The sequence below is a fragment of the Streptomyces sp. NPDC002680 genome (genome assembly GCF_042889145.1).
GTDB lineage: Bacteria > Actinomycetota > Actinomycetes > Streptomycetales > Streptomycetaceae > Streptomyces > Streptomyces adonidis.
The window spans coordinates 1-23272 of the sequence record NZ_JBIAQP010000039.1; the positions used below are offsets into that span (position 1 = coordinate 1).

15 protein-coding genes are annotated in these 23272 nt (G+C 68.8%); 9 read left to right on the plus strand and 6 right to left on the minus strand.

Annotation, left to right across the window (positions count from 1 at the left end; translation table 11 throughout):
* A partial coding sequence (locus ACFYXF_RS51300; RefSeq protein WP_389361242.1) for an MFS transporter occupies positions 1 to 724 on the minus strand: 724 nt, incomplete at its 3' end.
* 166 nt (positions 725 to 890) lie between these two features.
* Between ACFYXF_RS51300 and ACFYXF_RS51305 the strand changes: the two genes are divergently transcribed.
* Both ACFYXF_RS51305 and ACFYXF_RS51310 read left to right on the plus strand, forming a co-directional pair.
* Positions 891 to 1883, plus strand: a complete 993-nt coding sequence (locus tag ACFYXF_RS51305) for a PaaX family transcriptional regulator C-terminal domain-containing protein (protein ID WP_389361244.1) — start codon at positions 891 to 893, stop codon at positions 1881 to 1883.
* A gap of 162 nt (positions 1884 to 2045) precedes the next feature.
* Positions 2046 to 5024 (plus strand): LuxR C-terminal-related transcriptional regulator, encoded by a 2979-nt coding sequence (locus ACFYXF_RS51310; RefSeq protein WP_389361246.1) that lies wholly within the window; start codon positions 2046 to 2048, stop codon positions 5022 to 5024.
* A gap of 160 nt (positions 5025 to 5184) precedes the next feature.
* On the opposite strand, the gene ACFYXF_RS51315 is transcribed toward ACFYXF_RS51310, so the two are convergent.
* The 3 genes from ACFYXF_RS51315 to ACFYXF_RS51325 form a co-directional block, all read right to left on the minus strand.
* Positions 5185 to 8949 (minus strand): S8 family serine peptidase, encoded by a 3765-nt coding sequence (locus ACFYXF_RS51315; protein WP_389361248.1) that lies wholly within the window; start codon positions 8947 to 8949, stop codon positions 5185 to 5187.
* Between the two features lie 22 nt (positions 8950 to 8971).
* Positions 8972 to 9139, minus strand: coding sequence for a hypothetical protein (locus ACFYXF_RS51320; RefSeq protein WP_389361250.1), 168 nt, complete (start codon positions 9137 to 9139; stop codon positions 8972 to 8974).
* Positions 9140 to 9417: 278 nt separating this feature from the next.
* Positions 9418 to 12780 (minus strand): discoidin domain-containing protein, encoded by a 3363-nt coding sequence (locus ACFYXF_RS51325; RefSeq protein ID WP_389361252.1) that lies wholly within the window; start codon positions 12778 to 12780, stop codon positions 9418 to 9420.
* Between the two features lie 639 nt (positions 12781 to 13419).
* Between ACFYXF_RS51325 and ACFYXF_RS51330 the strand changes: the two genes are divergently transcribed.
* From ACFYXF_RS51330 to ACFYXF_RS51340, 3 genes are read left to right on the plus strand one after another with little or no spacing between them, the layout of a single operon-like run.
* Positions 13420 to 14388 carry a serine/threonine protein kinase gene (locus ACFYXF_RS51330; protein WP_389361254.1) on the plus strand — a complete coding sequence of 323 codons (969 nt, stop codon included), beginning with the start codon at positions 13420 to 13422 and terminating at the stop codon, positions 14386 to 14388.
* A 52-nt stretch (positions 14389 to 14440) separates the two neighbouring features.
* Positions 14441 to 15031, plus strand: a complete 591-nt coding sequence (locus tag ACFYXF_RS51335) for an ABC-three component system middle component 2 (RefSeq protein ID WP_389361256.1) — start codon at positions 14441 to 14443, stop codon at positions 15029 to 15031.
* Positions 15028 to 17016 carry a DNA recombination protein RecN gene (locus tag ACFYXF_RS51340; protein ID WP_389361258.1) on the plus strand — a complete coding sequence of 663 codons (1989 nt, stop codon included), beginning with the start codon at positions 15028 to 15030 and terminating at the stop codon, positions 17014 to 17016. The genes ACFYXF_RS51335 and ACFYXF_RS51340 overlap by 4 nt, the downstream gene beginning before the upstream one ends.
* A gap of 118 nt (positions 17017 to 17134) precedes the next feature.
* Here the strand turns inward: ACFYXF_RS51340 and ACFYXF_RS51345 are convergent, their stop codons facing one another.
* Positions 17135 to 17479, minus strand: a complete 345-nt coding sequence (locus ACFYXF_RS51345; protein ID WP_389361260.1) for a multiprotein-bridging factor 1 family protein — start codon at positions 17477 to 17479, stop codon at positions 17135 to 17137.
* A gap of 451 nt (positions 17480 to 17930) precedes the next feature.
* Here ACFYXF_RS51345 and ACFYXF_RS51350 point away from each other — a divergent pair, with 451 nt between their 5' ends.
* The 4 genes from ACFYXF_RS51350 (at position 17931) to ACFYXF_RS51365 (ending at position 22255) form a co-directional block, all read left to right on the plus strand.
* On the plus strand, positions 17931 to 18482 hold the full coding sequence (locus ACFYXF_RS51350) for a hypothetical protein (RefSeq protein ID WP_389361262.1): 552 nt from the start codon (positions 17931 to 17933) through the stop codon (positions 18480 to 18482).
* A gap of 297 nt (positions 18483 to 18779) precedes the next feature.
* Positions 18780 to 19481 (plus strand): hypothetical protein, encoded by a 702-nt coding sequence (locus tag ACFYXF_RS51355; protein ID WP_389361264.1) that lies wholly within the window; start codon positions 18780 to 18782, stop codon positions 19479 to 19481.
* Positions 19482 to 19833: 352 nt separating this feature from the next.
* Positions 19834 to 20778 (plus strand): hypothetical protein, encoded by a 945-nt coding sequence (locus tag ACFYXF_RS51360; protein ID WP_389361266.1) that lies wholly within the window; start codon positions 19834 to 19836, stop codon positions 20776 to 20778.
* Complete coding sequence (locus ACFYXF_RS51365; RefSeq protein WP_389361268.1) at positions 20771 to 22255, plus strand: hypothetical protein; 1485 nt, start codon at positions 20771 to 20773, stop codon at positions 22253 to 22255. The genes ACFYXF_RS51360 and ACFYXF_RS51365 overlap by 8 nt, the downstream gene beginning before the upstream one ends.
* Positions 22256 to 22347: 92 nt before the next feature.
* Here ACFYXF_RS51365 and ACFYXF_RS51370 read toward each other — a convergent pair whose 3' ends face one another.
* A complete protein-coding gene (locus ACFYXF_RS51370) occupies positions 22348 to 22794 on the minus strand; it encodes a hypothetical protein (RefSeq protein ID WP_389361270.1) in 447 nt (148 codons plus the stop codon).
* Positions 22795 to 23272: the final 478 nt, after the last annotated feature.

Genomic DNA, 23272 nt, shown 5'->3' on the forward strand with positions numbered 1-23272 from the left:
GTTCCCGCTCGGTTTCGGTCCTGGCCGCCTCGAAGACCTCCGGCTCGGGCAGCCTCAGCCGGATCCACAGACCGACGCCCACGACCAGGGCGCTGGCCAGGAACGGTATCCGCCAGCCCCACGCCAGCAGTTCGGACTGCGGCAGTGAGGACACGGCCAGGAAGGCCAGGGAAGCGAGGAGGATGCCGGCGACGGCGCCCGTGTTCACCCAACTGCCGTAGAAAGCGCGCCGGTTGCTCGGCGCATGTTCCATCGCCATGGTCACCGCGCCCACCGACTCGCCGGCCGCCGAGATGCCCTGGACGACACGGAGCAGGACCAGCAGGACGGGGGCGGCCGCGCCGATGGTGGCCGGTGTCGGCAGACAGCCGATCAGGAAGGTGGCCACCCCCATCATCAGCAGCGTGAGCACCAGCATGCGGCCGCGGCCGACCCGGTCCCCGAAGTGCCCGATGACCATGCCCGCCACGGGGCGCACGACGTAGCCGATGCCGATCGTGGCCATGGACAGTATCGTGCCGAGACCGGGCGAGACCTGCGGGAAGAAGACCTGGTTGAAGACCAGCGCCGAGGCCGAGCCGTAGATGAAGAAGTCGTAGTACTCCAGGGCGCTGCCGACGAAGCTCGCGGCCGCGGCCCTGCGGGCGTGCGGAGAGCGGCCGCTGTCGGCCGGGGAATCAGGGGGCGCTGCTGCTGGCGCCGCCGAGGGGCGGGAGGTTGCCATGTCGGCTCCGGAGGGGAGAGAGGGCGCCGTGGGGCGCGCCCGAGAGCGGCGATGAGATCCAGGGGTCCGGCCCCTGTGGCCACAGAAGCTATGCAGCACGCGCACCGGTCGTCAATAATGATGCAAGCAATCTTTTTCCTCGGGGCAACCTCCTGATAATGGGGCGATGCGAATGGAGCACAAGCCGGTGACCGCCGGAGCCGCAGGTGATGGAGCGGTGATCGCCGACTTCCCCCGTCCGGCCAAGGGTTCGTCGACCCAGCATCTGCTGATCACACTCCTCACCGACTTCTGGTTGGATTCCGCCGAGTGGATACCGTCCCGCCTGATCGTGGCTCTGGCCGCCGACCTGGAGGTGACGCCCTCCGCGGCGACCTCGGCACTCAGCAGGCTCGCCTCGCGCGGGGTCCTGGAACAGTCCAGCGTGGGACGCAGCTCGCGGTACCGGCTGACGGACAACGCCCGCGCCCGGCTGGTCACGGCAGTCGACCGCGTCTTCGCCTTCGGCACCGGTACGGCGCACTGGGACGGGTCCTGGACGGTGATCGCCTTCACGATCCAGGAGACGTCGCGTGATGTGCGCGAACTGTTCCGCCGACATCTGAAATGGCGGGGGTTCGCCCCGGTCTACGGAGCCCTGTGGGTGTCGCCGAGGGAGGATCCGAAGGAGTTGGAGCGCGCTTGCGGCACCTTCGGGGTCACCGACTACGTGATCTTCCGGACCGCGGACTCCGCCCTCCACGGCAAGAAGCTGATCGAAGCCTGGCCCCTGGACGAACTCACCCGGCCCTACGAGCCGTTCATCGACCGCTTCGCACCCTGGATGTCGAGGACGGCGACCGGCGACATCACCCCCGAGGAGGCCTTCCGGGTCCGTGTCCAGCTCATGGACACCTGGCGCATGTTCCCCTGGAGTGACGCCGATCTGCCGCTCGAACTGTTGCCGGAGCGTCGGCAACTGACCATGGCGCGCAACCTTTTCGCGGACCTCTGTATGGGCCTGGCGGACCGGGCTCTGGAACACGTACAGACCCACGCGGCCCGGCACGCGCCCGACCTGTCCCCTTCTGCCTGCCTTCGCCTTCCCGGCAGTGACCGGGACGGGACATCCACTGATCCGACGCCATCACCGGGGCCGGCGGCGGACGGGCGGATGTGACCGAAAGCCTGGTCTCGAAGGGGACGGTAGCGGCCGTGACTACGCTGCCCGCACACTTGCTCGTGTCCCACGGGTGCCGCCTTCACAGTGCTGTGCGACGTCGCTCGATGGTGTGCAGCAGGACGTCACTGCGTCCGCGACCCAGGGGAGCCCGGAGACCTGATGACGCAGCTCGGACGACACCGCGAGGGTTCGGCACCTGCAGGCGGCACGGAACGCGGTGATCCGTCCGGTGCCGTCACGGTCGCGGTGGTGGCTCCCGCCCTGGTCGGCCGGGACGATGCCCTGGACGGTGTGACGAGGGCGTTGCGGTCAGGGCGGTCGCTGGTGCTCATCGAGGGCGAACCCGGTATCGGCAAGTCCCGGCTGCTGCAAGAGGCGCTGAGGGTGGTCGCGGAGGATGCCGTACTGCTCGCGCCTTGCCCGCCGGTGCGCGAACCGTTCCCACTGGGTCCGATCGTCGACGGGGTACGGCGGCTGCGACCGACACCGTCCGGCCTGGGGCTGAGTCTGCTGGCCGGGGCGTTACGGCCGCTGTTCCCGGAGTGGGCCGGTGAGCTGCCGCCGGCGCTGGAAGCGCTGGAGGACCCGAAGGGAACCCGGCACCGGCTGCTGCGCGCGATGGCGGAACTGGTCGAGCGGCTCGGCGTCGCGACGCTCGTGGTCGAAGACGCGCACTGGGCGGATTCGGCGACGCTGGAATGGCTGCTCACCCTGTGCGCCTCCGGTGACCCGCGCATGTCGATCGTACTGACGTACCGTCCGCACGACGTCCCGGCGGGGTCGCTGCTGTGGCGGCTGACGTCCCGCCGGCCCTCGGGTATGTCCCTGACCAGGATCGAGCTTTCCGCGTTGGACGTGCGGCAGACCGGCGAGCTGGTCCGGTCGGTCCTCGGCGCGGACCAGGTCTCCGAGCAGTTCGCCGAGTTGCTGCACCAGCGCACCGACGGCGTCCCACTGGCGGTGGAGGAGACGGTCCGGTCGATGCGGGAGCGCCGCGACATCGTCCACCGGGACGGTGAATGGACCCGCCGGGCGCTCGACGAGCTGCGCGTGTCACCGACGCTGCGGGACTCGGTCCTGGAGCGTGTGGACCGGCTTCCCGAGGAGGCCCGGCGGGTGCTGGAGGCCGCCGCCGTGCTGGGCGAACCGGCCGACATGGCGCTGCTGCGGGCGGTCGCAGACGTGGAGGGCGAGGCCGGACTGCGTGGCATCGCGCGCAGCCTCGCCGCAGGTCTGCTCCGTGATGTGAGCGGAGGCCAACTGGCGTTCCGGCATGTGCTCGACGCGGTGGCCGTGGCGGACGCGATCCCGGCGTCGGAACGGTGGCGGCTGCACCAGCGCGCCGCGCAGCACTTGCAGGAACTCGATCCGCGGCCGGTGACCCGGCTGATGCGGCATCTGCGGGAAGCCAACGACATGAGCGGCTGGTCCGTCTACAGCGAGCAGGCCGCGGAACTGGCCTGGGAGTCGGGTGACGACCAGACCGCGGTGGCGCTGTTGCTCGACGTGTTGACCGAGGTCGAGCATCCGGTGGAGGCGCGGGTCCGGCTGGCCCGGAAGATCGGGCGGTTCGCGGCGGCCGGAGGCGCTTCGTTCGCCGGCACGGCGACGGACGTGACGAGCGCACTGCGCTCCGTCCTGGCCCGTGCCGACCTACCGGCGGGTGATCGCGGTGAGATCAGGCTGCTGTTGGGCCGCCTCCTGCTTCAGCTGGGGCAGTTCGACGTCGTCTACCAGGAGGTCGAGGCCGCTGTGCCCGACCTGGCCGCCCGGCCCACGCTCGCGGTGAAGGCGATGCTGTCCCTGGCGGTACCGCGTGGCCCGTGGCCCGCGAGCACCCACCTGGCCTGGCTGGAGCGCGCGAACGAACTGATGGCGCAGGTGCGGACTCGGGCGGAGCTGCTGGAACTGACCGTCGACCGGGCGTCGATCCTGCTGATGCTCGGCGAGGAAGCCGGATGGCAGGTGGCACGTGAGGTCATGCGCGACGCCCGGACCGTGGCCGAGCGGCGGCAGATCGCACGCGCTTTGATCAATTTCGGTCACATGGCGATCGCCTGGGGGTTGTACGAGCAGGCCGAGCGCTTCCTGGCCGACGCCGTCGAGGAGATCCAGGCGACCGGCTACGAGCGGCTGCTCGGCATCGTGCGCAGCACCCGGGCCCGGCTGGACTGGTACGTCGGCTCATGGTCAGGCCTGGCGGACGAGGCCGCGGCGGTGTCGGAGTCCGCCGAGAGTCTGCACGAGGCGAGGATCGAGGCGAGCGGGGTCCTCGCACTGCTGGATCTGGCCGAGGGACGCCGGGGAGCGGCCGAACGACGGCTGCGCGACCTGCTCGACGAAACCGGCCGGCGCGGCATGGTGGACGTCATGGTCGTGCCCGCGGCGGCCCTGGGCCGGTCGGGACTGCTCGACGCCGCGGTCGACGAGCCGCTGGCCGACGTCACGGCGGACCTGGTGGCGACGATCGCGCGGAAGGGCCTGTGGCTGTGGGCGACCGATGTGCTTCCCGTCCGGGTCGAGGCGCTGGTCACCACCGGCGCGGACGCCGAAGTCGACGCGCTGCTCGGGCAGTTCGCGGACTGGCTCGACGATCGCGACGCGCCGGCACCGGCTGCGGCGTTGGCCACCTGCCGGGCTGTCGTCGCCGAAGCGCGGGGCAGCGGCGATGCCGCCGAGTTGTTCGCCGACGCCGCGGCGGCGTGGGCAGCGCTTCCGCGCCCGTACGACGAACTGCTCGCTCTGGAGCGTCGCGGCCGGTGCCTGATCACGGCGGGCTGTCAGGACGAGGCGCTGCGGTTGCTGTCGGACACCGAGCGGCGGCTGCGTGAGCTGGGCGCGAAGCGGGACGCCGACCGGGTCGCCCTTGTGCTGCGCGAACACGGAACGGAGGTGGTGCGTACCTGGCGGCGTGGACCGCAGGGGTACGGGGACCAGCTGTCGCCCCGGGAGCTGGAGGTGGTCGAGCTGGCCGCGCGGGGCATGACCAACCGGCAGATCGCGGGAGCGCTGTTCATCAGCCACCGCACGGTGGGTCAACACCTGTCCGGGGCGATGCGCAAGCTCGGTGTCTCGTCCCGCACCGCGCTGGCGGTGGTGGCCTCCCGCGCGGGGCTGCTGCCGCAGGAGCCGGAGTGACGCAGCCGTCGCGGTACTCGCGACGGCTGCCCCGCGCCCCGTCAGGACCCGGTAACGCGGCCGACAGCGACCGGTGCCCCCTGCACGAAGAGGGCACCGCTCGCCGTCGGCTCATGTGGATGCTGTCCGAACCACCACCATCAGGCCTGTGGGGTGATCATCACCTGACCCCGAAGGCACGCTTCACGGTCTGCTCGATGGAGTGCCCGTTCGCGTCGGTCGCCACGGTGCGCAGGCTGACGTACTTCGGAGTGTGCTTGCCGCCGGGAACCTTGAGCGTCACCTTCCACTGGCCGTCGGCACCGGCCGGGGCGAGCTTGAGCCTGCTCCAGGTCTGACCGTCGTCGTAGGAGAGCCACGTGCGTACGTCGGTGATCTCCGCCTCGCCGGATCGCGAGGGGCGAGCCGTGACGGTGAGTCTCTGCGGCCTGTCGGCGCGGATCCTGTTGGACAGGTCCACTCCGACGCCGTAGCCGACCTGCGGCATGGAGATGTGGATGTCGCCGGAGTCCGGCTTCGGGTTCGCCCGGAACGAGGCCGTGGTGGTCAGGTGGGTGGAGTACTCCCACCCTGGAGCGTCCCGTCGCGCCTCGACCACCAGCTTGTAGTCCCCCTCACCCGAGGGAGCCGAGACGGCGCCGAAGTCCGACAGTTGGTTCGAGTACACCTGGGTGCCGTCGCGGTACAGCGTCATCCGCTTGGCGTCGCCCTGCCAGTCCCTCATCGTGTACATCCCGGTGGGATCGAACAAGCGGTCCGTCACGACCCAGAGCGTGTTGCCTCTGGTCTTCAACACACCGAACTTCGACGTGTTGACGACCTTGAAGTAGTCGACGGTCCGGTGACCCGGCTGGTGGAAGCGGTGTCTCCCGTTCTCGATGTCCGAGAACCACGCCGATCCGCCGGAGGCGTCGAAGGCGACCCCGGCGTTGTAGGAGGTCTCCGGGCTCGCGCTGAACCACTCGTCGAGCACGGCGCCACGCCGTACCGGGAGTTGGGTGCCGACCGGGATGTAGCGCGCGGCGTCGGACCCGTTCCATCGCAGGATGTAGTTCGTGTAGTTCGCGGGGCCGACACCGTTTCGTTCATGGATCCGGGCGCTGACGTGCGCGTGGCTGGACTCGTCGACCCCGACCGTCAGCGGGCCGCGGGGGACCGTGTTCTTGAAGGGCGTGACGAGGTCGTACACATACGGGGTGAGCGGGGTGCCCACGAGGGCGACCTCGACGGGCTTTACACGAGCCAGGAGGCGGCGCAGGCTGCCCACGTCCTCCCCGGGCAGTGCGAACGCCGGGACCGCCTGGGTGCCGGCCGCCGCGTCGAGGCGGCCTGGTCCGTTGTTCCCGATCGCGACCGCGGCGGCGCCCTGGGCTCCCGCCTGTTCGATGACCGAGGAGATGGCCGAACCCGGTGCCGGGGTGGCGAGCACGAGCGCGCCCTTGACGTACTTGCCCGCGAAGCCGTCCGCGGAGCCGTTCCCGACATCGACCAGCTTCAGCTCGGCCCTGCCCTCGAACCGCTTGGCCGCGTCGAGAACGGTGGGACGCAGCGGCGTCCGGCCCGCCTTGGCGACCAGGATCGGAGCGCTTCGTGTGGAGTACAGGGTGATCTCCTGCGTCCCGGTCTCTGGGGCAGCGGTGGGGAACAGCCTGATGCGCTTGAAGTCCGGCGGCAGAGTGATCAGCGGGCTGAAGCCGGGACGCGTGCTACGCCAGTAGCCCAGTGAGCCGGCCTGCTGCTCGGTGTCGCGACCGGTGCGGTAGGTGACCTCCGACGCTTTGCGCGCGTCGAGCGCCAACGCGACGTTGTCGTCCCCGATCCGGACCTCGGGCCTGACGTTCAGCGCGACGTCCTCGACCTGCTCGCCACCCGCGTCAGGGCTCAGCAGGAGGGTCTCGACGGCGTAACTGCCGAGCTTGACGCGCACGGTGCCCACGCCATTGCGAAACACCCCCTGGTATGTCCGGCTGCTGGTCTCGTCGTGGACGAGCAGGAGGCTGTCGTCCAGGACCGCCTTGCCGTTGGTGGCGGTGCCGCGCACCGTGATGGTGCGCATCGGCGGCTCCACGTAGATCGACACCGGCACCCGCACCGACGCGCTGGAGTCGGCCGCGGCAGCGGTCACGAGCCCGGAGTACGGCGTCTCGGCGGGCAGCAGGTTGGGGTCCGCGGTGATTGTCACGGCCGCCGCACTGCCGGCCGGCACCGTGACCTCGTTCGTGGACAGGCGCACCGAACCGTCGGGGATCGGGGCACCCCCGGACGACGTGATCGACGCCGTGAGCGTGAAGGTACGGGCGGTGGCGGCGTCGTTGTGGATCGCGATCTCGCGGGTCACCGTCTCGTACGGCGCATCGTCGACGTAAGGAGCGGCGCCCAGGTTGACGGCCGCAGGGACGGAGTACGCCAGTTGTGCCTGCGCACGTGCGACGTCGACCCTGCCGGCGCCGCCCTCTTCCACGCGGTAGTCGCCAGGTTCGGCCGAGCCGACCAGCGCCGACTTGAGCTGCTGCCAGGTCCATTGCGGATGGGCCTGCTTGAGCAGCGCCGCCGTACCGGCCACGTGGGGCGACGCCATGGAGGTGCCGTCCATCGAGGTGTAGAACTCGTCGACCGGGTTGCCCAGCGAGGTACCCGCGGCCCGGGCGGCGACTATGCCGACCCCGGGCGCGGAGATCTCCGGCTTGACCCCGTAGTCGCCTATGCGCGGACCGGTGCTCGAGAAGCCCGCGAGACTCCCGTCCCGGTTCAGCGCCCCCACGGTGAGCGCGTCCCTGGCCGAGGCCGGACTGCCGATCGTGTTCGGGCCCGCGTTGCCCGACGCGACGACGAAGAGGGTGCCGTGTTCGGCGGTGGCCCGGTCGACGGCGGCGCTCAGCGGGCCGGTCCCGTCGTCGGCGATGCGTGACCCCAGACTCATGTTGACGATGTCCGCACCCTCGGCGGCGGCCCACTCGATGCCCGCGATGATCTCCGAGAGCTTGCCGTCACCCCGGTTGTCCAGCACCTTGCCCGAGATGAGGTCGACGTCCGGAGCCACGCCCTTCGCGCCGTTGCCGGTACCCGAACCGCCGATCGTGGCCGCCACGTGTGTGCCGTGGCCCATGTGGTCGACGGCGTCGGGTGTGCTGGTGAAGTTCTCCAGGCGCGACACCCGGCCGGCCAGATCGGGGTGGGTCGTGTCGACGCCGGTGTCGAGCACCGCGACCTTGACGCCCTTGCCGTCGAACCCGGCTTTCCACAGCGCGGGGGCACCGGTCTGGGGTACCGACTGGGCGAGGTCGGCCGTGACCTTGGCGTCCAGCCAGATCTTGCCGACGTGCAGCGCTTTGCGCTCGCCCGTGCTGTCGCTCTGCTGCCAGAAGGCCGTGGCCCTGGCCTTGGGCACGTCGACGCCGCGGGAGTTGATGCTCCGCAGGTTGCTGGTGATCCTTGCCTGCGGCGCCGTCTTCGGTGCGCCGACGCCGTCGATGTTGTCGAGCACCAGCGGAAGCGCCTTGGTGGACGCGTCGTCGTAGCCGTCCGCGACGAGTTGCTCGACGTCGAACAACTCGAGATCGACCGCGTCGTCGATCACCGCCTGACGTGCGGCCTGCGGGATGACGTAGGTTCCCGTCTCCGAGCGCTGGACCACGGCCAGGCCTCTCGACGGTCCTTCCGGATGTACCCGCAAGGCCGGCTGGGCATCACCTTCGAACGTGGTCACGGTGACGACATCACCGGTGACGAGTGTGACGTCGTGGGTCGACCTGACCTTGGCCTGCCCCTGGACGGGAGCAGGGTCCGCGCCGGCCGACGGCGAACTCACTGCGGGAGCCGCCGCCGCGCCCGGCATCGGCAGCAACAGCAGGGGCGCCGCGAGCAATGCCAGGACGCGGCCGCGACGGGGTCGTCTGTCCGGACAGGGAATGCGGTGTCTGTGCATGCTTGTCTCTCCGGGGTGTGAGTCAGAGGGGTTCGTAGCCGTCACCGGGAGCGGGCGTTTCTCCGGGCTCCTGGATGTCTTCCGGGTCCTCGGGCTGCTGCGGGACGGGCGCCGCCGGTTCGGCCTGCTCGCTCGTGCCGGGTGCCGCGGATCGCGGCTGCTCAGAGGTCGGATGGCGACTCGATGTCATGTGCATGAACAATGTCACCTCGCGATGGAGGCAGCGAGCGTCCAGATGACGTATTGGTGACGGCCATCTGACGGCCACCGGTCCCGGTGGCCGCACGAAAGCCGTGCGGGGATGCCCGCTGTGGGTGCCGACACCGGCGTTGACGACGCCGATGTCGGCCGTGAGCCAGGGCGACGCCCCGACTCGGCGGCGTACGGCGGCTCACGAACGCCACCGCCCCTCATCCCCGCTGCCACGGTGGCGGGGATGAGGGGCGGGCCGGGCGGGGGCCAGGTCGGTTACTTGACGAGGATCTCGGCGAGTTGGAGGCGGTACCTGGTGGTCTCGTCCGAGGCGGGTGTGCCCAACCGGGTGGTCTGCAGGCGCAGATAGCGTCCGGTGGTGGAGGTGAGCGTGTAGGTCTGGGCGGCTCCTGCCGGGTTGGGCTGTCCGGTGACCGTTCGGGCGGTGGTGTACGACGTGCCGCCGTCGGCCCGGGTCTGGAACGTGAAGTCGGCCGGGAAACCGGCCGTGCCGCCACCGGTCCCTCCGGTGTCCGTGCGCGGGTAGAGCGTGACGGAGCCGATCGCCCGGTCGGCGCCGAGGTCGATCTCGATCCAGACGGGCGTGCCACTTACGTCGGCGGAGGGGAAGTCGATGCTGGTGAAGCCCTTGGCACCGGCCACGCTGGTGAGGGTGCCGTCCAGGATCCGCGTCTTGCCCCAGTCACCGTTCTCCAGGGTGTAGTTGGCGGTGACGGTGGTCGCGGCGGTGGGGACGGTGACTTCGGCGAGCTGGAGGCGGTACTTGGTGGACTCGTCGGAGGCGGGGGTGCCGAGACGCGTGGCCTGCAGGCGGAGGTAGCGGGCGGTGGTGGTCCTGAAACCGTACGTCTGGATGAGGCCGCCCGGGTTCGGCTGGCCTGTGACGGTGCGGACGGTGGTGTAGGCGGAGGCGCCGTCGGGTCGGGTCTGGATCGTGAAGTCGACGGGGAAGCCGGCGGTGCCGCCACCGGCCCCACCCGTGTCGGTACGCGGGAAGAGGCGTACGGCGTCCAGGTCGGTGTCGGCGCCGAGGTCGATCTCGACCCAGACCGGGTTCGCGGACACATCGGCGGAGGGGAAGTCGTTGCTGGTGTATCCCTTGGCACCGGTCATGCTCGTGAGCCGGCCGTCGGTGAGCCGGTTCCTGCCCCAGTCGCTGTTCTCCAGGCTGTTGTTGCTGGTGACCGGTCTGCCGAGGGCGAGATTGTCGAGCCGGCCCGCGCCGGTGACGGTGAACGTCCAGATGCCCGGCTGGAGCGTGAAGTAGACGTACGAGGAGTCCTTGCCGGTGTAGGTCAGTCCACCGACGCTGCCGGTGGCGGCGCCGTTCGCGTAGACGGTGGTGCCGCCCGCGGTGATGACGGGCTGGGCGCCGCCGTAGGTGGGCACACCGACACGGGCCGTGGTGCCGGTCGGTGAGGTGAGGGTCAGCGTCGTGCTGGTGCCGTCGCGCTGGATACCGAAGCGGATGTCGCCCTTCACGGTGGGTACGACCGTGTTGATCCTTGTGAGGGTGCCGGTCTGTGGGACGACGTCGTACGTCGTCCAGCCGGGGCTGGTGGGGCGGACTCCGGCGGCGTAGGCGGACAGGGCGTACAGCGGGCCGCCGTTCCAGGCGTGGTTGTCGGTGCCCTGCGACTTGACCCACACCTCCCACAGGGTGTGGCAGGCCGGATCGGCGACCTGGGCGGCGAAGCGGTTGCGCATCCGCTCCTCGGCGACGCCGGCCGCGCCCATCAGGTAGAGCGCCTCCAGGACGTAGAACTCCATGTAGGGGCTGGCGTTGAGGTGGGTGCGCAGCACGTTCGTGATCGCCTGGTGGTGGGCCGTGGTGGCCAGGCCCGCGACGACGGCGAGGGCGTTGGCGCGGTCGTCCGTGTCGCCGTTGTAGCCGGGAGAGCGGTACTCGTTTCTCGACGTGTTCCACAGGACGCGGTCGAAGTTGGCCCTGATGCTGTCGCGTCGGGTCTGCCATCCGGCCACATCCGCGCTGTTGCCGCTGAGGTCGGCCAGTTTCGCGGCGGTGTCCAGGGCGAGGTAGTACCAGCCGTTGTCGAGGACGCGGGCGTCGATGTTGCTGCCCCAGTCCTCCCAGTCCCAGTCGCCGGCGCGGTGGTTGACCAGGCCGTCGCCGTCCAGGCTCCACAGGTTCAGGTATCTCTTGACCGCCGGGTAGGCGCCGGTGACGGCGCTCGTGTCGCCGGTGTAGAGGTAGTAGGTCCAGAACGACCACACCGAGGCGAGCATCTGGACGGGCAGTTCGGCGGTCCAGATGGTCGTCGGGACCGGGGAGTAGAGCGCTCCGCTGTCCTTCTGCCAGGAGGCGAGCTGGGAGATGGCCTTCTTGCCGAGCGCGTGGGAGCGGGTGTCGAAGGTGTAGAAGCCCTCCTTCAGCTGGTTGACCACATCACCCCACCACTGGGCGCGCTCCCGGGTGGGGCAGTCCATGTAGTTGTCGCGCATGTTGACGTACATGGTGCGGGCGGCCTTGCCCCACAGGGTGTCGAAGAAGGCGTCGCTGCTGCTGAACGACCCGGCGAAGTCGGTGTCGTAGCCGGACTCCCGGTACTTCAGCTCCAGGATGCTCACGCCGGCCGGGATCGTGTACTTCACCGCCGTACCGCTCATCCAGGCAAGCGGCTCGAACTCCTGGACCCCTCCGGTGCAGACATAGGTGGCGCGCACGTTGTACTGGGTCCCCGGCTGGATCCCGGTCAGGCCCGCGCCGTCGTCGTAGTGATCGGTCTGGATGCCGATCACCGCACCGGCCGGAGCGTCCACCTTCAGGAACGGGGTCACCTGGATGTTGGAGGGCAGGGTGGCCGAGATCGCGGTGGCACCCTGACCGGTGGACGGCAATGAGGAGGCGTTGACGTAGGACTTCAGCCCGGAGAAGCGGAACTGCGGGACGGGCCGTTGAACGAGGGCGTTCCAGGGAGCGGCACCCGCCGCGCCGAAGTCGGTCGGCGCCGTCCAGCCGCTGTCGTCGAAGCCGGGCGAGCGCCAGCCCGAGACGACGGCGGCGGCTCGGGCGTCGTAGAAGATGTTCGACTCGGGAAGCCGGAAGTTGACCTGCGTACCACTGGTGTTGTTCGAGTAGCCCGGGTGGACGGTGTGCTTCCAGCCGGTGTCGCTGACCAGCCGACTGGTCGTCGAGCCGGTGGTGATGTCCGACTGGAACAGCAGACCGCCCCTGCCGCTGCTGTTGTGCGAGAAGCCCTGCTTGCCGAAGTACCAGATCAGCAGGGCGATCGTGTTGGCGCCGCTGGTGAGGTACGGGGCGAGATCGATCTCGTCGTAGTACGTGTCCGTGCGGTTCGGGCCGCGCTTGAGGCCGCCCTCGAAGACGACCAGCGTGCCGTTGACCCACAGCCAGTACTTCGAGTCGGCCGCGATCTGCGTCACCGCCGACGACGGCGCCGAGGCCAGGCTGAACGATCTACGGAAGGCCACCCACTGGTTCGTCGAACTGGACGGAGCCCAGATCCACTTCGCCGTCCACGAGACGGCGGCGGCCGCCTCGGGTGCGAGACGCGGAAGCGCAAGGGAGCCCAGAGTGGGAGCGAGGGCCACGGCTATGGCGGAGCGCAGGGCGGACCGGCGGGTGAGAAGGGGCATCGTGGGCTCCTGGGGCGGTGCGGTACGAGCAAGGAGGGGATGTGAATCGTTTCAGACGCGTTGTTGCAGCGGTGATCCTTGAGCCTGGTACAAGGTGGCGTCAATCCCCATGCGGGCGACATCTGGGGTGGGGGTGATCCTGCTGGGCGTAGGAACGATCTCGCCCTTCCGGCGGTCAGGCACGCGTGGTACGTGACTGGTCGCACCTGCATGCGATCCACGCCGGCGGAGCATGCAGCGGGTGGCCAGGAGGGTTGCCGCCCGAGAAGGGAGATGGCCCCTTCGTGATGCGCCTGCCAGGTCACCGCCGTCAGCGGCTGACCACTGGCGACTCGGCCGTTTCCGGCGTCCGTGGCGGGCCGCGACGTCCTCGGTTCCGGCGCCTTCCATCCCGCCTCGTTGGCGTGGTGCGGCCGGGCCCGCTTTTCGCACGACCGCCACGGAGCGGAGTGAATGTCCAGGTAGTCACCGACCAGCCCCGAGCGGCTGCCGTGGATGTCACCCGCACCGTCGGCCATCCAGGAACTCCGTCGCCCAGGGCTTGATCCATCGAGCCGCCGAGGTTACGGTCATGCTGACCCTGCGTCACGGGAGTTAACAGAAAGCCTCAAGGCGGGGTAGGTCAATCAGCGGGGGACAGTGCGCGATTCACAGGCGGTCGGGGCCGGAGTACCTCCCATCAGCTTCGCGGTCCACATCGTCCGGGGTGGGAGTCTCGGCGGTGCCAGGGACGACTTCGAGAAGATGATCACCGAGCTGGCCGGATCGACCACGCCGGGCGTGCGGATGATCGCCGCGAACCCCGGCGACTGGGGCGTCGACGCGTTCGCCGGCGACCTCGGCGGCGAGATCACCGTCTGGCAGTCCAAGTACTTCTATCCGGCAACGCAGAAGAGCAACCAGCAACAGATCCGCGAGTCCCTGAGGTCGGTCCTCGACACCGCCGCGGACAAGGGCCACACAGTCAGGATGTGGGTCCTGTGCATCCCGTCCAGCATGGACGGCCCCACCACAGCCTGGTGGGACAGTTGGAAAAAGCGTCAGGAACGGGACCACAGCCTCGTGATCGAGCTGTGGGACGAAACACGGCTCACGAAACTGCTGCGCACTCCGGAGGCCGACGACGTCCGGCGCGGCTACTACGAGGTGTACCGCGGTGAGTCGTCGGCCGAGGAACCGCGTGAACTCGTCGAGGTCGACGACGACAAGGCGACCGCGCTGGAGTCTGCGCTCTTCATCATGCAGATGAAGGCGGCCGGACATGTCGAACTCAATTCTGCCAAACGCCAGTTCTTCAATGCGGACGTGGCTGTCCGGGAAATCGCCCACAAGGGTGTTCCGGCCGAGTTGAAGGCTTTGAAGTCGGCGGACGCCACGTTGCACGGTCTGTGGGAGGCCCGGTTCAACCAGTGCTGGGCCGAGGACAAGTTCCCGAGTCTGCACGCGTCGGTGTGGTCCGACGTGAGGACGGAACATCCGCAGTTGCCGAAGGTCCTGCGGCTGGACCTCCCCCACGCCTGGGGACTCGTGCACCGGCTGGTGGACAACCGGAAGGCGGGATGGGTCAAGGACTGGCGCAAGATCGCGGAGGCACACACGGATCCGTGAGGGCGGTCGACCCGTCCGACTCGATGACCTACTCAACGTTGAAGGGGCAGTGGTGGAGCCTGACCGTCCGGTCGTGATGCCGGAAGACGAGGTGCAGTTCCGTCTGGCGCAACTGCTGCTCCTCCTGGCAGCCCTGGCCGGCCAGAATCTGCCGGGCGCGACCCTGGAAAGAATCGGCTACTACGACTTCCTGTCGGCCAACCCCTTCCTCGTCGTGGAGACGGGCAGCCGGGAGGCATCACTGCTCAGGCTGGCCGGCTTCGATCCGCGCACACTGTCGTACGCCTCGTCCGGACAGCGCTTCACCAGCCGCCGGGAACGCATTCAGCACGATCTCAGCCTTCTGGTCGCCTATGGCTGCTGTTCCGCCTCCGCCGAGCAGGGAAGCCTGCTCTACCGCATCACCGACCACGGGTGCCACCTGAGTTCGCAGCTCACCACGACCTATGCGTCCTCCTTCTCCACCGCGGCCGAGATCGTCGTGGGCAAGCTCCGGCGCATGAGCGACACCCGCCTGCGCAAGGAGTCAGCGACGTGGCTCCGCCTGGACACCCGGAACCCCGGCTCAGCGCTGGCACAGATCGTCGGCTCCGCCAGCCGTCCCCTTAACCCCATGACACCCCTCTGGCTGGAGGTCGAGTGAGCGCCACCACCGGAATCCGCATCAGGCGTCTGCGCCTGATCGGGATCGACCACAACTACGACGTCGACTTCACCAACGAGAACGACGTCCGGCGCCTGTCGATCATCTCCGGCGCCTTCAGCTCCGGCAAGACCGCCGTGCTGGAGTTCATCTCCTACGGCCTCGGTGCCAAGAAGCATCCGCGCCACCCGGAGATCATGCGCAAGGTCAGGGCATCCCTGCTCGAAGTCGAGCTCTCCGGTGTCCCGCACGTGATCGAGCGCGCGGTGGGAGAGCCGTCGACGAGTGCCTTCGTACGCCGTGGCCGCCTCGACGAGGCGGCCACCTCCCCCGCGGAGCGCAGGCCGATCGACCCCGCCGGCGATCCCCAGAGTCTGTCCACCCTGCTGCTCAGCCACTGCGGGCTGGAAGGTGTACAGCTCAGGGAGGCCCCCACCAGCTCCGAATCGCGCACCGACCCACTCAGTTTCCGCGATCTGATGTGGCTGACGTTCCTCACCAACGAACGTGTGGCGGACAAGAACTTCCTGTTCGAGAACAGCTTCATGCGCAAGCACAAGCTGCGTCAGGTCGTCGACGTCGTCTTCGCCGTTCATGACGACCGGCGGATCGAGATCGGGGCTCGGATCAGGGAGCTGGAAAGCAGACTGACCCGCTCGCGCTCCGAACTGGCCACGGCCCGTGCATTCGTCGAGGAACAGCACGCCCCCTCCGCAGACGCACAGACGCGCCTCGTCGCCGAACGGGAACTCGCCGACATCACACGGCAGTTGGAGGCTATCGACGCCCAGGCGAGGGCCGCGACGGACTTCGCCACCCAGCTACGCACTCGGCACCGCGGCGCCGCAGAGAGAGCGCAGTCAGCGGCCGCTGTTCTGCGGGATCAGCAGACCCAGCTGGCGCGCATGCTCCCGCTGCGTGCGCAATACGCCGACGACCTGCTGAAGCTCGGCATGCTCGCACAGGCGAAGCATCTCTTCGACCCGTTGCGCGTCCGTACCTGCCCGGCCTGCCTCCAGTCCCTCCAGGAGTCTCCCCACACCGACGACGGACACTGCAGCCTGTGCCACCACCCCGTACAGTCGCCGCCCGAACCAGCCACCAGCCTGGGCTCTGCGGCGGACGCCGTCACACCTCCTGAAGAACGGCTGGACGTCGCCGCGGAGACACGGGCCACCAAAGCCCGGCTCAAGGCGATCACCACCTACATCGAGGAAATCGAACGGTCCCTGGCAGCCGCCGAAAAGCGCGCGGCGGACACCGCCCTGGACGAGCAACGCGCGGCCAAAACCCTGGACGAGGCAACGGGGCCGGTCGTGTCGACCTACCTGTCCGCCCGTGATGACCTGCACCGCCAGCAGATCCAGGTGAACCGCCGGATCGACGAACTGAACACCGCTGCCAAACTCCAGGAAGGACTGGAGAAACGGGCGGCCAAGGTGTCCCAGCAGGAAGCCCAGCTCCAGCATCTGCGCGACGAGCTGGCGAACCTGGGCGATGCGACGGCAGACCGCGACCAAGTACTCCGGGACATCAGCAAGCGCTTCGCCCGCCTCCTCACGGAGTGGCACTACCCCAAGCTGAGCATGCCGCACATCGCTGACGACCTGACACCGCACGTGCGGGGGGAGCCCTACCAGGAGGCCTCCTCCGGAGCACGGACACTGATCACACTGGCGTGGCAGCTCGCGGTCTTCGAAGTCGCCGTCGAAAAGGGAGCGGCCCATCCCGGATTCCTCATGATCGACAGCCCCCAGAAGAACCTCGGCCACGGCAGTACACGCGACTCCCTGATCGCCGACGCCGTCAGCATCGACGACTTCTACCGCTTCCTCCGCCAGTGGCTCGACAGCCACGAAGACTCCGCGCAGGTGATCGTCGCCGACAACAGCCCGCCCGACCTCGTGGAAGAGAACGTCATCGTGCGGTTCAGCAGGGACGAGGAGCACCCGCCGTACGGTCTGATCGACGACGAGACGGGGTAGGCCCGAGCTCCGGCGGAGAAGCCGTCGACGCACCCGTCTTGGTCCGGCCTCCGGCAGAGAGCTTGCGCCTTCGAGGATTTCCCATCGCCTCACGGCCTCTTCCTCACCGCGAAGAGCGTCACGGCGTCCCGAGAATCGTCGTCCCGCCTGAAGCGGCCGCCCGCACCGCAGCCGGTCCCGGCCAGAGTTGTAAGTCGAGGGCGTCCTCCAGGCGGGTGAGGGTGCCGATGTCCGGCAGGACATCGCCGTTGAGGACGCGGGCAACGGTGGAGTGGGCGACCTGCGCCGCCTCCGCGAGGCTCCGCAGGGACAGCTCGCACGATCGCATCGTCCGGTCCAGGTCACGGGCGAGGAGCAGACCGCAGTGTGCGCTCAGCGGGGCGGCGGGAGCGAGGACCACTTCGGGCCAGGAACCGTCCGCCACGTAAAACAGGGGGTGCTTGTCGTTGTTGCTGCGTGGCATGGCCCGAATCGTGCCATGCCACGCAGGGGCTTTCGGCCGTCCGAAAGGTTGCCGGGCCCTGCCGAAGCCCGCCCACGGAGGCTTGGTCGTACCGGCCCCGTCTGCCTGTGCGCCCCGCCACGTCCCGCTTCCAGCCGCTGAACGTCCAGTCGCCTCTCGTGGGCAGCATCCAGCCGTAGTTGCCCGGCCCAGGCCTGTGCATCCCGGTCAAATGCCCTTGCAAGCCGGACAGTTGCGGACTCTTGTGTGCCTCCGCCCCACCAACCTGCGTAAAAGCAGCGCCCCTTAGGCTTTATGATCATGAGCAATCGGTCCTGCGCGATCGGCCGTCTGGCCCTTTGTGCAATGCGACGGATCATCAGATACGGCTGCGCGTACATCGGTTAGGCCTTCAGGGTGGGGTCGGGCGGATGCGGCGGGTGCCGCTTCGCACGCGGATGAGGAGGATGAGTTGAGCAACCCGGACACAGGGTTCACGCTGCCGTTCATCGCCCATCTGCAGCAGATTCTCGACATCGAGCACGCCCAGCTGGAGAAGGCGGGCACGGCCGCGGCCGACACCGCGGCGGCCGTCGCCGAGGCCGAACGGATTCTGCAAGAGGCACTTGAGGGTCAGCGTGTCGCGCTCGGAGAGCAGCGGGTCGCGGCCGAGCGGTACGAGGCGGTCCTGGCGACTGTCCAGGCCGCCGAGTCCTACGCGACCGAGCTGGGCCTCACCGACACACAGAGCATGGCCACCGCCGGCGCCGGGGACGACGCCACGCCCTCGCAGGGTCCGACGTCCGGAACGCTCGCCCGCCTGGTCATGGACGTACTGGAGCCTGGCAAGGACATCAGCGTCCCCGACATCTACGCCAAGGTGTGGGAGCTCCGACCCGAGATCGCGAAAAACGCGATCCGCGCGGCGCTGTCGCAACTGGTCAAGGCCGGCCACGTGGAGAGCGTCCAACGTGGCGTCTACCGTCTCCTGAAGCTCGCGGAGGCTCACACGACGGACAGCTGACGATCGCTCCGTATCACCCCAGCGACGTGCGCAAAAAGGGCGCCGCCAGGACCATGCCGGGTCCGGCGGCACCCGTGACACGTCAGCTGAGGGCCCACGCATCGGGATCATTTTAGAGCATGATCATGTTCCGTTCGATCAGCATGCCCGTTGCCCATATCGGCCCTCGGCAGCAAATCCCTTTATTCACGCATATATTCTGAGGGCCCCAATGAATTCCTTCCTTCCTCGCTGCCTCCGAGCCGGTCTCATACCGGTTCCCACGGTGTCCGCTCCCGTGCAGGCAGGAGAAGACCGGTGACCATTCCCAGGATTCAGACCCCGCTCGTGATGCCGAGCGAGCGTCTCGCTACGCGGCGCCAACTCGATCTGGTGGACGTCCTGTTCGAACTCGGCGGCTCTCAACGCCTCCCCGTGTCCGCCCAGGATCTGGCGTCCCGGCTGGACATCACGCCGAAGACCGTCAGCAGGACGACGACGTTCCTCGTCCACGGCGGGCTCCTCGAGTCGGGCCGGGGCGCATGGGCACTGACCGAGATCGGACACTCCCTGGCCCGGCTTCGGTCCACCGATACCGCGCGGGCCCGGCTCCTGCTCCACGACCACTGGCAGGACAGCTGGTTCCATCGGCGCGCGCTCGAGCGGCTGACGTCCGGGCCGGTGGAAGAGGCGGACCTCGCAGCCCACCTGGGCTCCGGCCTGTCCGCCACGCCCGAACGTGGCGCGTTCCTGGTGGAGTGGATGGCGTACGCCCTGCTGATCGACCGTGACGAGCAGGGGCGCATCGTCCTGCCCACCAGGCAGCAGGCCGGGCAGCAGACGGCCTCGGCCCCCCGTCCTCCGGCACCCGCAGGGCCGCCCGGAGTCCTGTCTCCCTTCCTGAGCATGCCCGCCGAGGCGTTCTCCGCGCTGCCCGACGCGGAGTTCCTCGCTCTGCTGCAGGCGTACCGGACGGTCTTCGTGAAGCTCACGCCGAGCCTCCAGCAGTCCGGGAACTGACCGACCCAGATCTGCCCTTCCCCGGCAGGGGGTGCTGCGGCATGCCGTCGAGCGGCCCGCACCCCCGCCTTCACCCGCGCATCCATGTCCGCGATGCGCCGCGCCTGCGCCGCCTGACAGCCCCGGCACGCCGATCTTCCGACGTGCCGTGACCGCTGCTGCCCGCACGCCCTTTCACTCTCCTCTTCACTCTTCCACGCCCTTCCTGTTGCCACGGAGATCAGCCATGCCCAGGGTGTCGCATGTACGGAACACCACCTTTTCCCATGTTTTTTCAACTTTTTTCGGATCTTCTGCCGTGCAGGAGCCGAGGGAAGGCGTGGTGATGCCTCCTCGGCGAAGGGACATCATCGTGGGCAGCGACCCGTCTCTCACTCACGCGTTCGACTGTGTCTGGGACGTCTGGCAGACCATGGCCGCCCGCGGTGAGTTCACCGAGCAGACCCTGGACAAGTTCGGGCTGCTTCTCAGGCGGAGCGAGCGCTACCTGTATCTGCGCGGAGCGGTCGTCCTCGGCGACGTGACAGCGGAGTTGGCGGAGGACTTCGTGACCGCCCGGGGGCGCAGTCGGCACGGCCATGTCACCGACTCGGCTGCGTCGACGATGCTGGGGCGGCGCTCGGTCCTGCGGATCGCCTTCCGCACCTTGCGCGAACTCGGCCTGAGCGACACGGATCCCACCCGGGACATCATCCTGCCCTCCCGCCAGGGCGGTGAGATCCGGGCGCTGGTCGAGGGCGAGGTCGTCGACCTGCGCCACCACGCCTCCTTCATCGACCGGCCCCGCCGCCACGGGGCCGCCGCCGCGCTCGCGCTGGCGGGCGGCCACAGCGCGGAGATCGGGCACATCCGGGTCTGCGACCTCGACCTCGACGGCCGCCGCGTGTGGATGCACGGGGCCACCAAGACGGACGCGCGCTGGTGCCCGCTGGACGACTGGAGCCTCAACGTCCTGGCCCACCGCGCGGCGTTCGTCAGCGCCCGCCAGCTGCGTCCCGAACGCGCACCCCACGCCCGTCTGGCCGTCTCCGACAAGCCCGCCTCCGACGCCACCTTGCAATCACGTGTCTGCGTCGCGCTGCGCAACCTTCTGACCTGGATCGGCCTGGACGGCGAGGAGGACGTCAAACCGTCCTCCGTCACCGCATGGGCCGGCGTCGAGGAGTTCGAACGCACCGGCCGGATCGAGAACGTCGCATGCCGCCTCGGCCTGCGCTCCCTGGACCGAGCCGCAGCCGTCATCGGCCACACCTGGCACACCGCGGGTACGAACGGCCAGGAGGAGCCCTGTGCCTGACGACCTGTTCGGCGACGCCCTCCCTCAGAACCTGCGCCCCTCCAGAAAGCGCCAGCTGCGCGACAGCGACCAGCGCACCCAGTCGCAGCGGATCACGGACTGCCTCGCCGACCCCCTCTTCCACGAGATGGCCGAGCTCCTGCCCGCCAGGGCCGACCGCGGCCGGCCCCGCAAGTACCCGGCCGTCGTGTATGTACTGCTCTCCGCCCTGATGACCGTCACCGGCTCCAAGCGCTCCGCCGTCGGCACTCTCGATCCCAAGCAGTGGCGCTCACTGCGCGCCTCCGTCCGCCGGCACGCAGGACGCGCCGCCGCCGCCCGCCTGCCCGACTCACCGCCCAGCCGAGGCCAGTACCTGGACGCCGAGGAGAACATCCTGGCCCCTCACATCGACCTGATGCAGGACCTCTTCGAGCAGTACGCCGTCCGGCAGGCCCTGCATCAGGGCCTCTTCCCGCCGGACGCCGTACGCAACTGGGCCAGGCCCGAGCGCCGCCAGCTCCTCGTCGGCGACGCCACCGTTCCCAAGCCTCCCTCCAAGGCCGAACAGCGCGTCACGATCGACCCCGTCACCGGTGAGATACGCGAACACCGCGTCGATCCAGCCGCCCGGCTCTACTTCGAGAACGGCGAGAAGGAGAAGACTCCCGCGCGGGGGACGAAGTGGTTCTTCGCCTCGGCCCGGGACGACGGCTACTGGCGACGCGTCATCCTGAGCGTCCGGCACGTCGCCGGCGGCGACTACGAGGACGAAGCCGCCGTCGCCGTACGTGCCTTCACCCAGCTCAGCCGTATCCTGCCCGGCTGCATGGGCGTCGCCTACGACGGAGCCTTCCGCGGCGTGCACCGCGACGCCCTGGCCCGCCTCGGCCTCCTGGTCATCAACCTCCAGCACGGCTCCGCCGTCCCCCGCGCCTACGAACTCCTGCGCCCCGGCCGCTGCCGTCACGACCTGTGGTGCGCCAACGGACGCATCGCCGAACGCGTCCTCCTCGACGACGGCACCAGCACTCTCCTCCCCGTCCCCATCACCCGCCTCGAACACCGCAAAGGCGTCACCAAATCACGCTGGTACCACCTGCTCCACATCCCCTGCCGCCACGGCGCCCACGCCCACCGCGTCCCGGTCGGCATCACCACCACGCCGGATGACCGCACCGGCATCCACCCGGATACCGGCCGCAGGATCAAAAGCGACGCCGAACGCGGCTTCCACCGCGCCGAACACCTCCAGCAGATCCCCGAAGGCACCCTCGCCCACCAGCAGCTCTACCCCTACCGCAGCGACGCGGAATCCGTACACAGCCAGTTCGACAGAAGCCTCTGGAACGAACGCATGATCTCCTACGGCCTCGAACGCCAGAAGGTCTTCGCACTCGGCTTCGCCGCCGCCCAGAACGCCACCAGCCGCCGCCTCTTCCTCGAAAGAACACCCGCCCTGAAGGCGGCAGCCGCCGTACAGCGGGCAGCGGCATAACCTCACGGCCAGGACCACGCTCACTCTGTGGATCCCTATGGGAAGACCCCCGCCCACCATCTGGACGGGGGTCTTCGACGTCGTGAAGCGCACTATCCCATCGCCACATAATCTTGCGGCGCCTTGCGCAGAATCCTGCCCATCTCGTCTTCGGTGAGTCTCCGGAAAGCCACCGCTGACGCACTCGCGATCTTCTGGAACAGGACTTCCGCCGGGATCGGCGGCAGGCCGGCGAAGAGAGCGTGGTGCTCCGCGCCGGCGCCCTCACTGAACTCACGGTGCAGCAGCCACACCGCCTCGGCGAACATCGCGTAACTCGTCTCGTACTTGCCCCAGAGACACCGCAGGGCGTCGCCACCGAAATCCCGTTTGACGAATCCCCACAGGTACGACTTCTCGACCGTCTTGTCCGGGAACGCATCATCGTGCAGATAGCGAACCCAGTCATTCAGAATTTCCCAGCGCAGCGCGCTGACGATCACCCCGGTCGGCGCCTCGCTTTGCCGCAGGTCTGCCGCGAACTCATCATTTAATGCCATCCCTCGACCGTAGCGAGAAGCAGCGCAGCACCGTCATGGCGCGTGCCTACCGGCCCAGCGGTACCGCGTACCGGAACACACGCGTTCTCGGCCAGTCATCCCGGAACCCGGGCCGTCCCACGTGTGGCAGGCCAGGTCGCCCTGAGGAAGTGGCAAGCGCACCCACAAGCAGACACAGGGAACAGAACGGTCCAACCACTCTCCCGTCTGCTCTCTTCAGCATTCGCTGGCCGCCCTGCATCAACGACAGAACCGGCAGGTCAGAAGCATCAACCCCCACCAGCTGGCCCTTCAGACCCCATCCCAGCAACCCGCGCCCGCCCACATCCGCTACCCTGTTCTTGGTCAGTAGCCGGTTCGCCATGTTGTCAGCCCAAGCACCAACGCAGAGAACGTGACACCACCACTGACCAGTGGGTTTGTGTTCTGGTCGAGGATCTGAGTCCTGGATTTTCCGACAAGGTTTCCCACAAGCCCC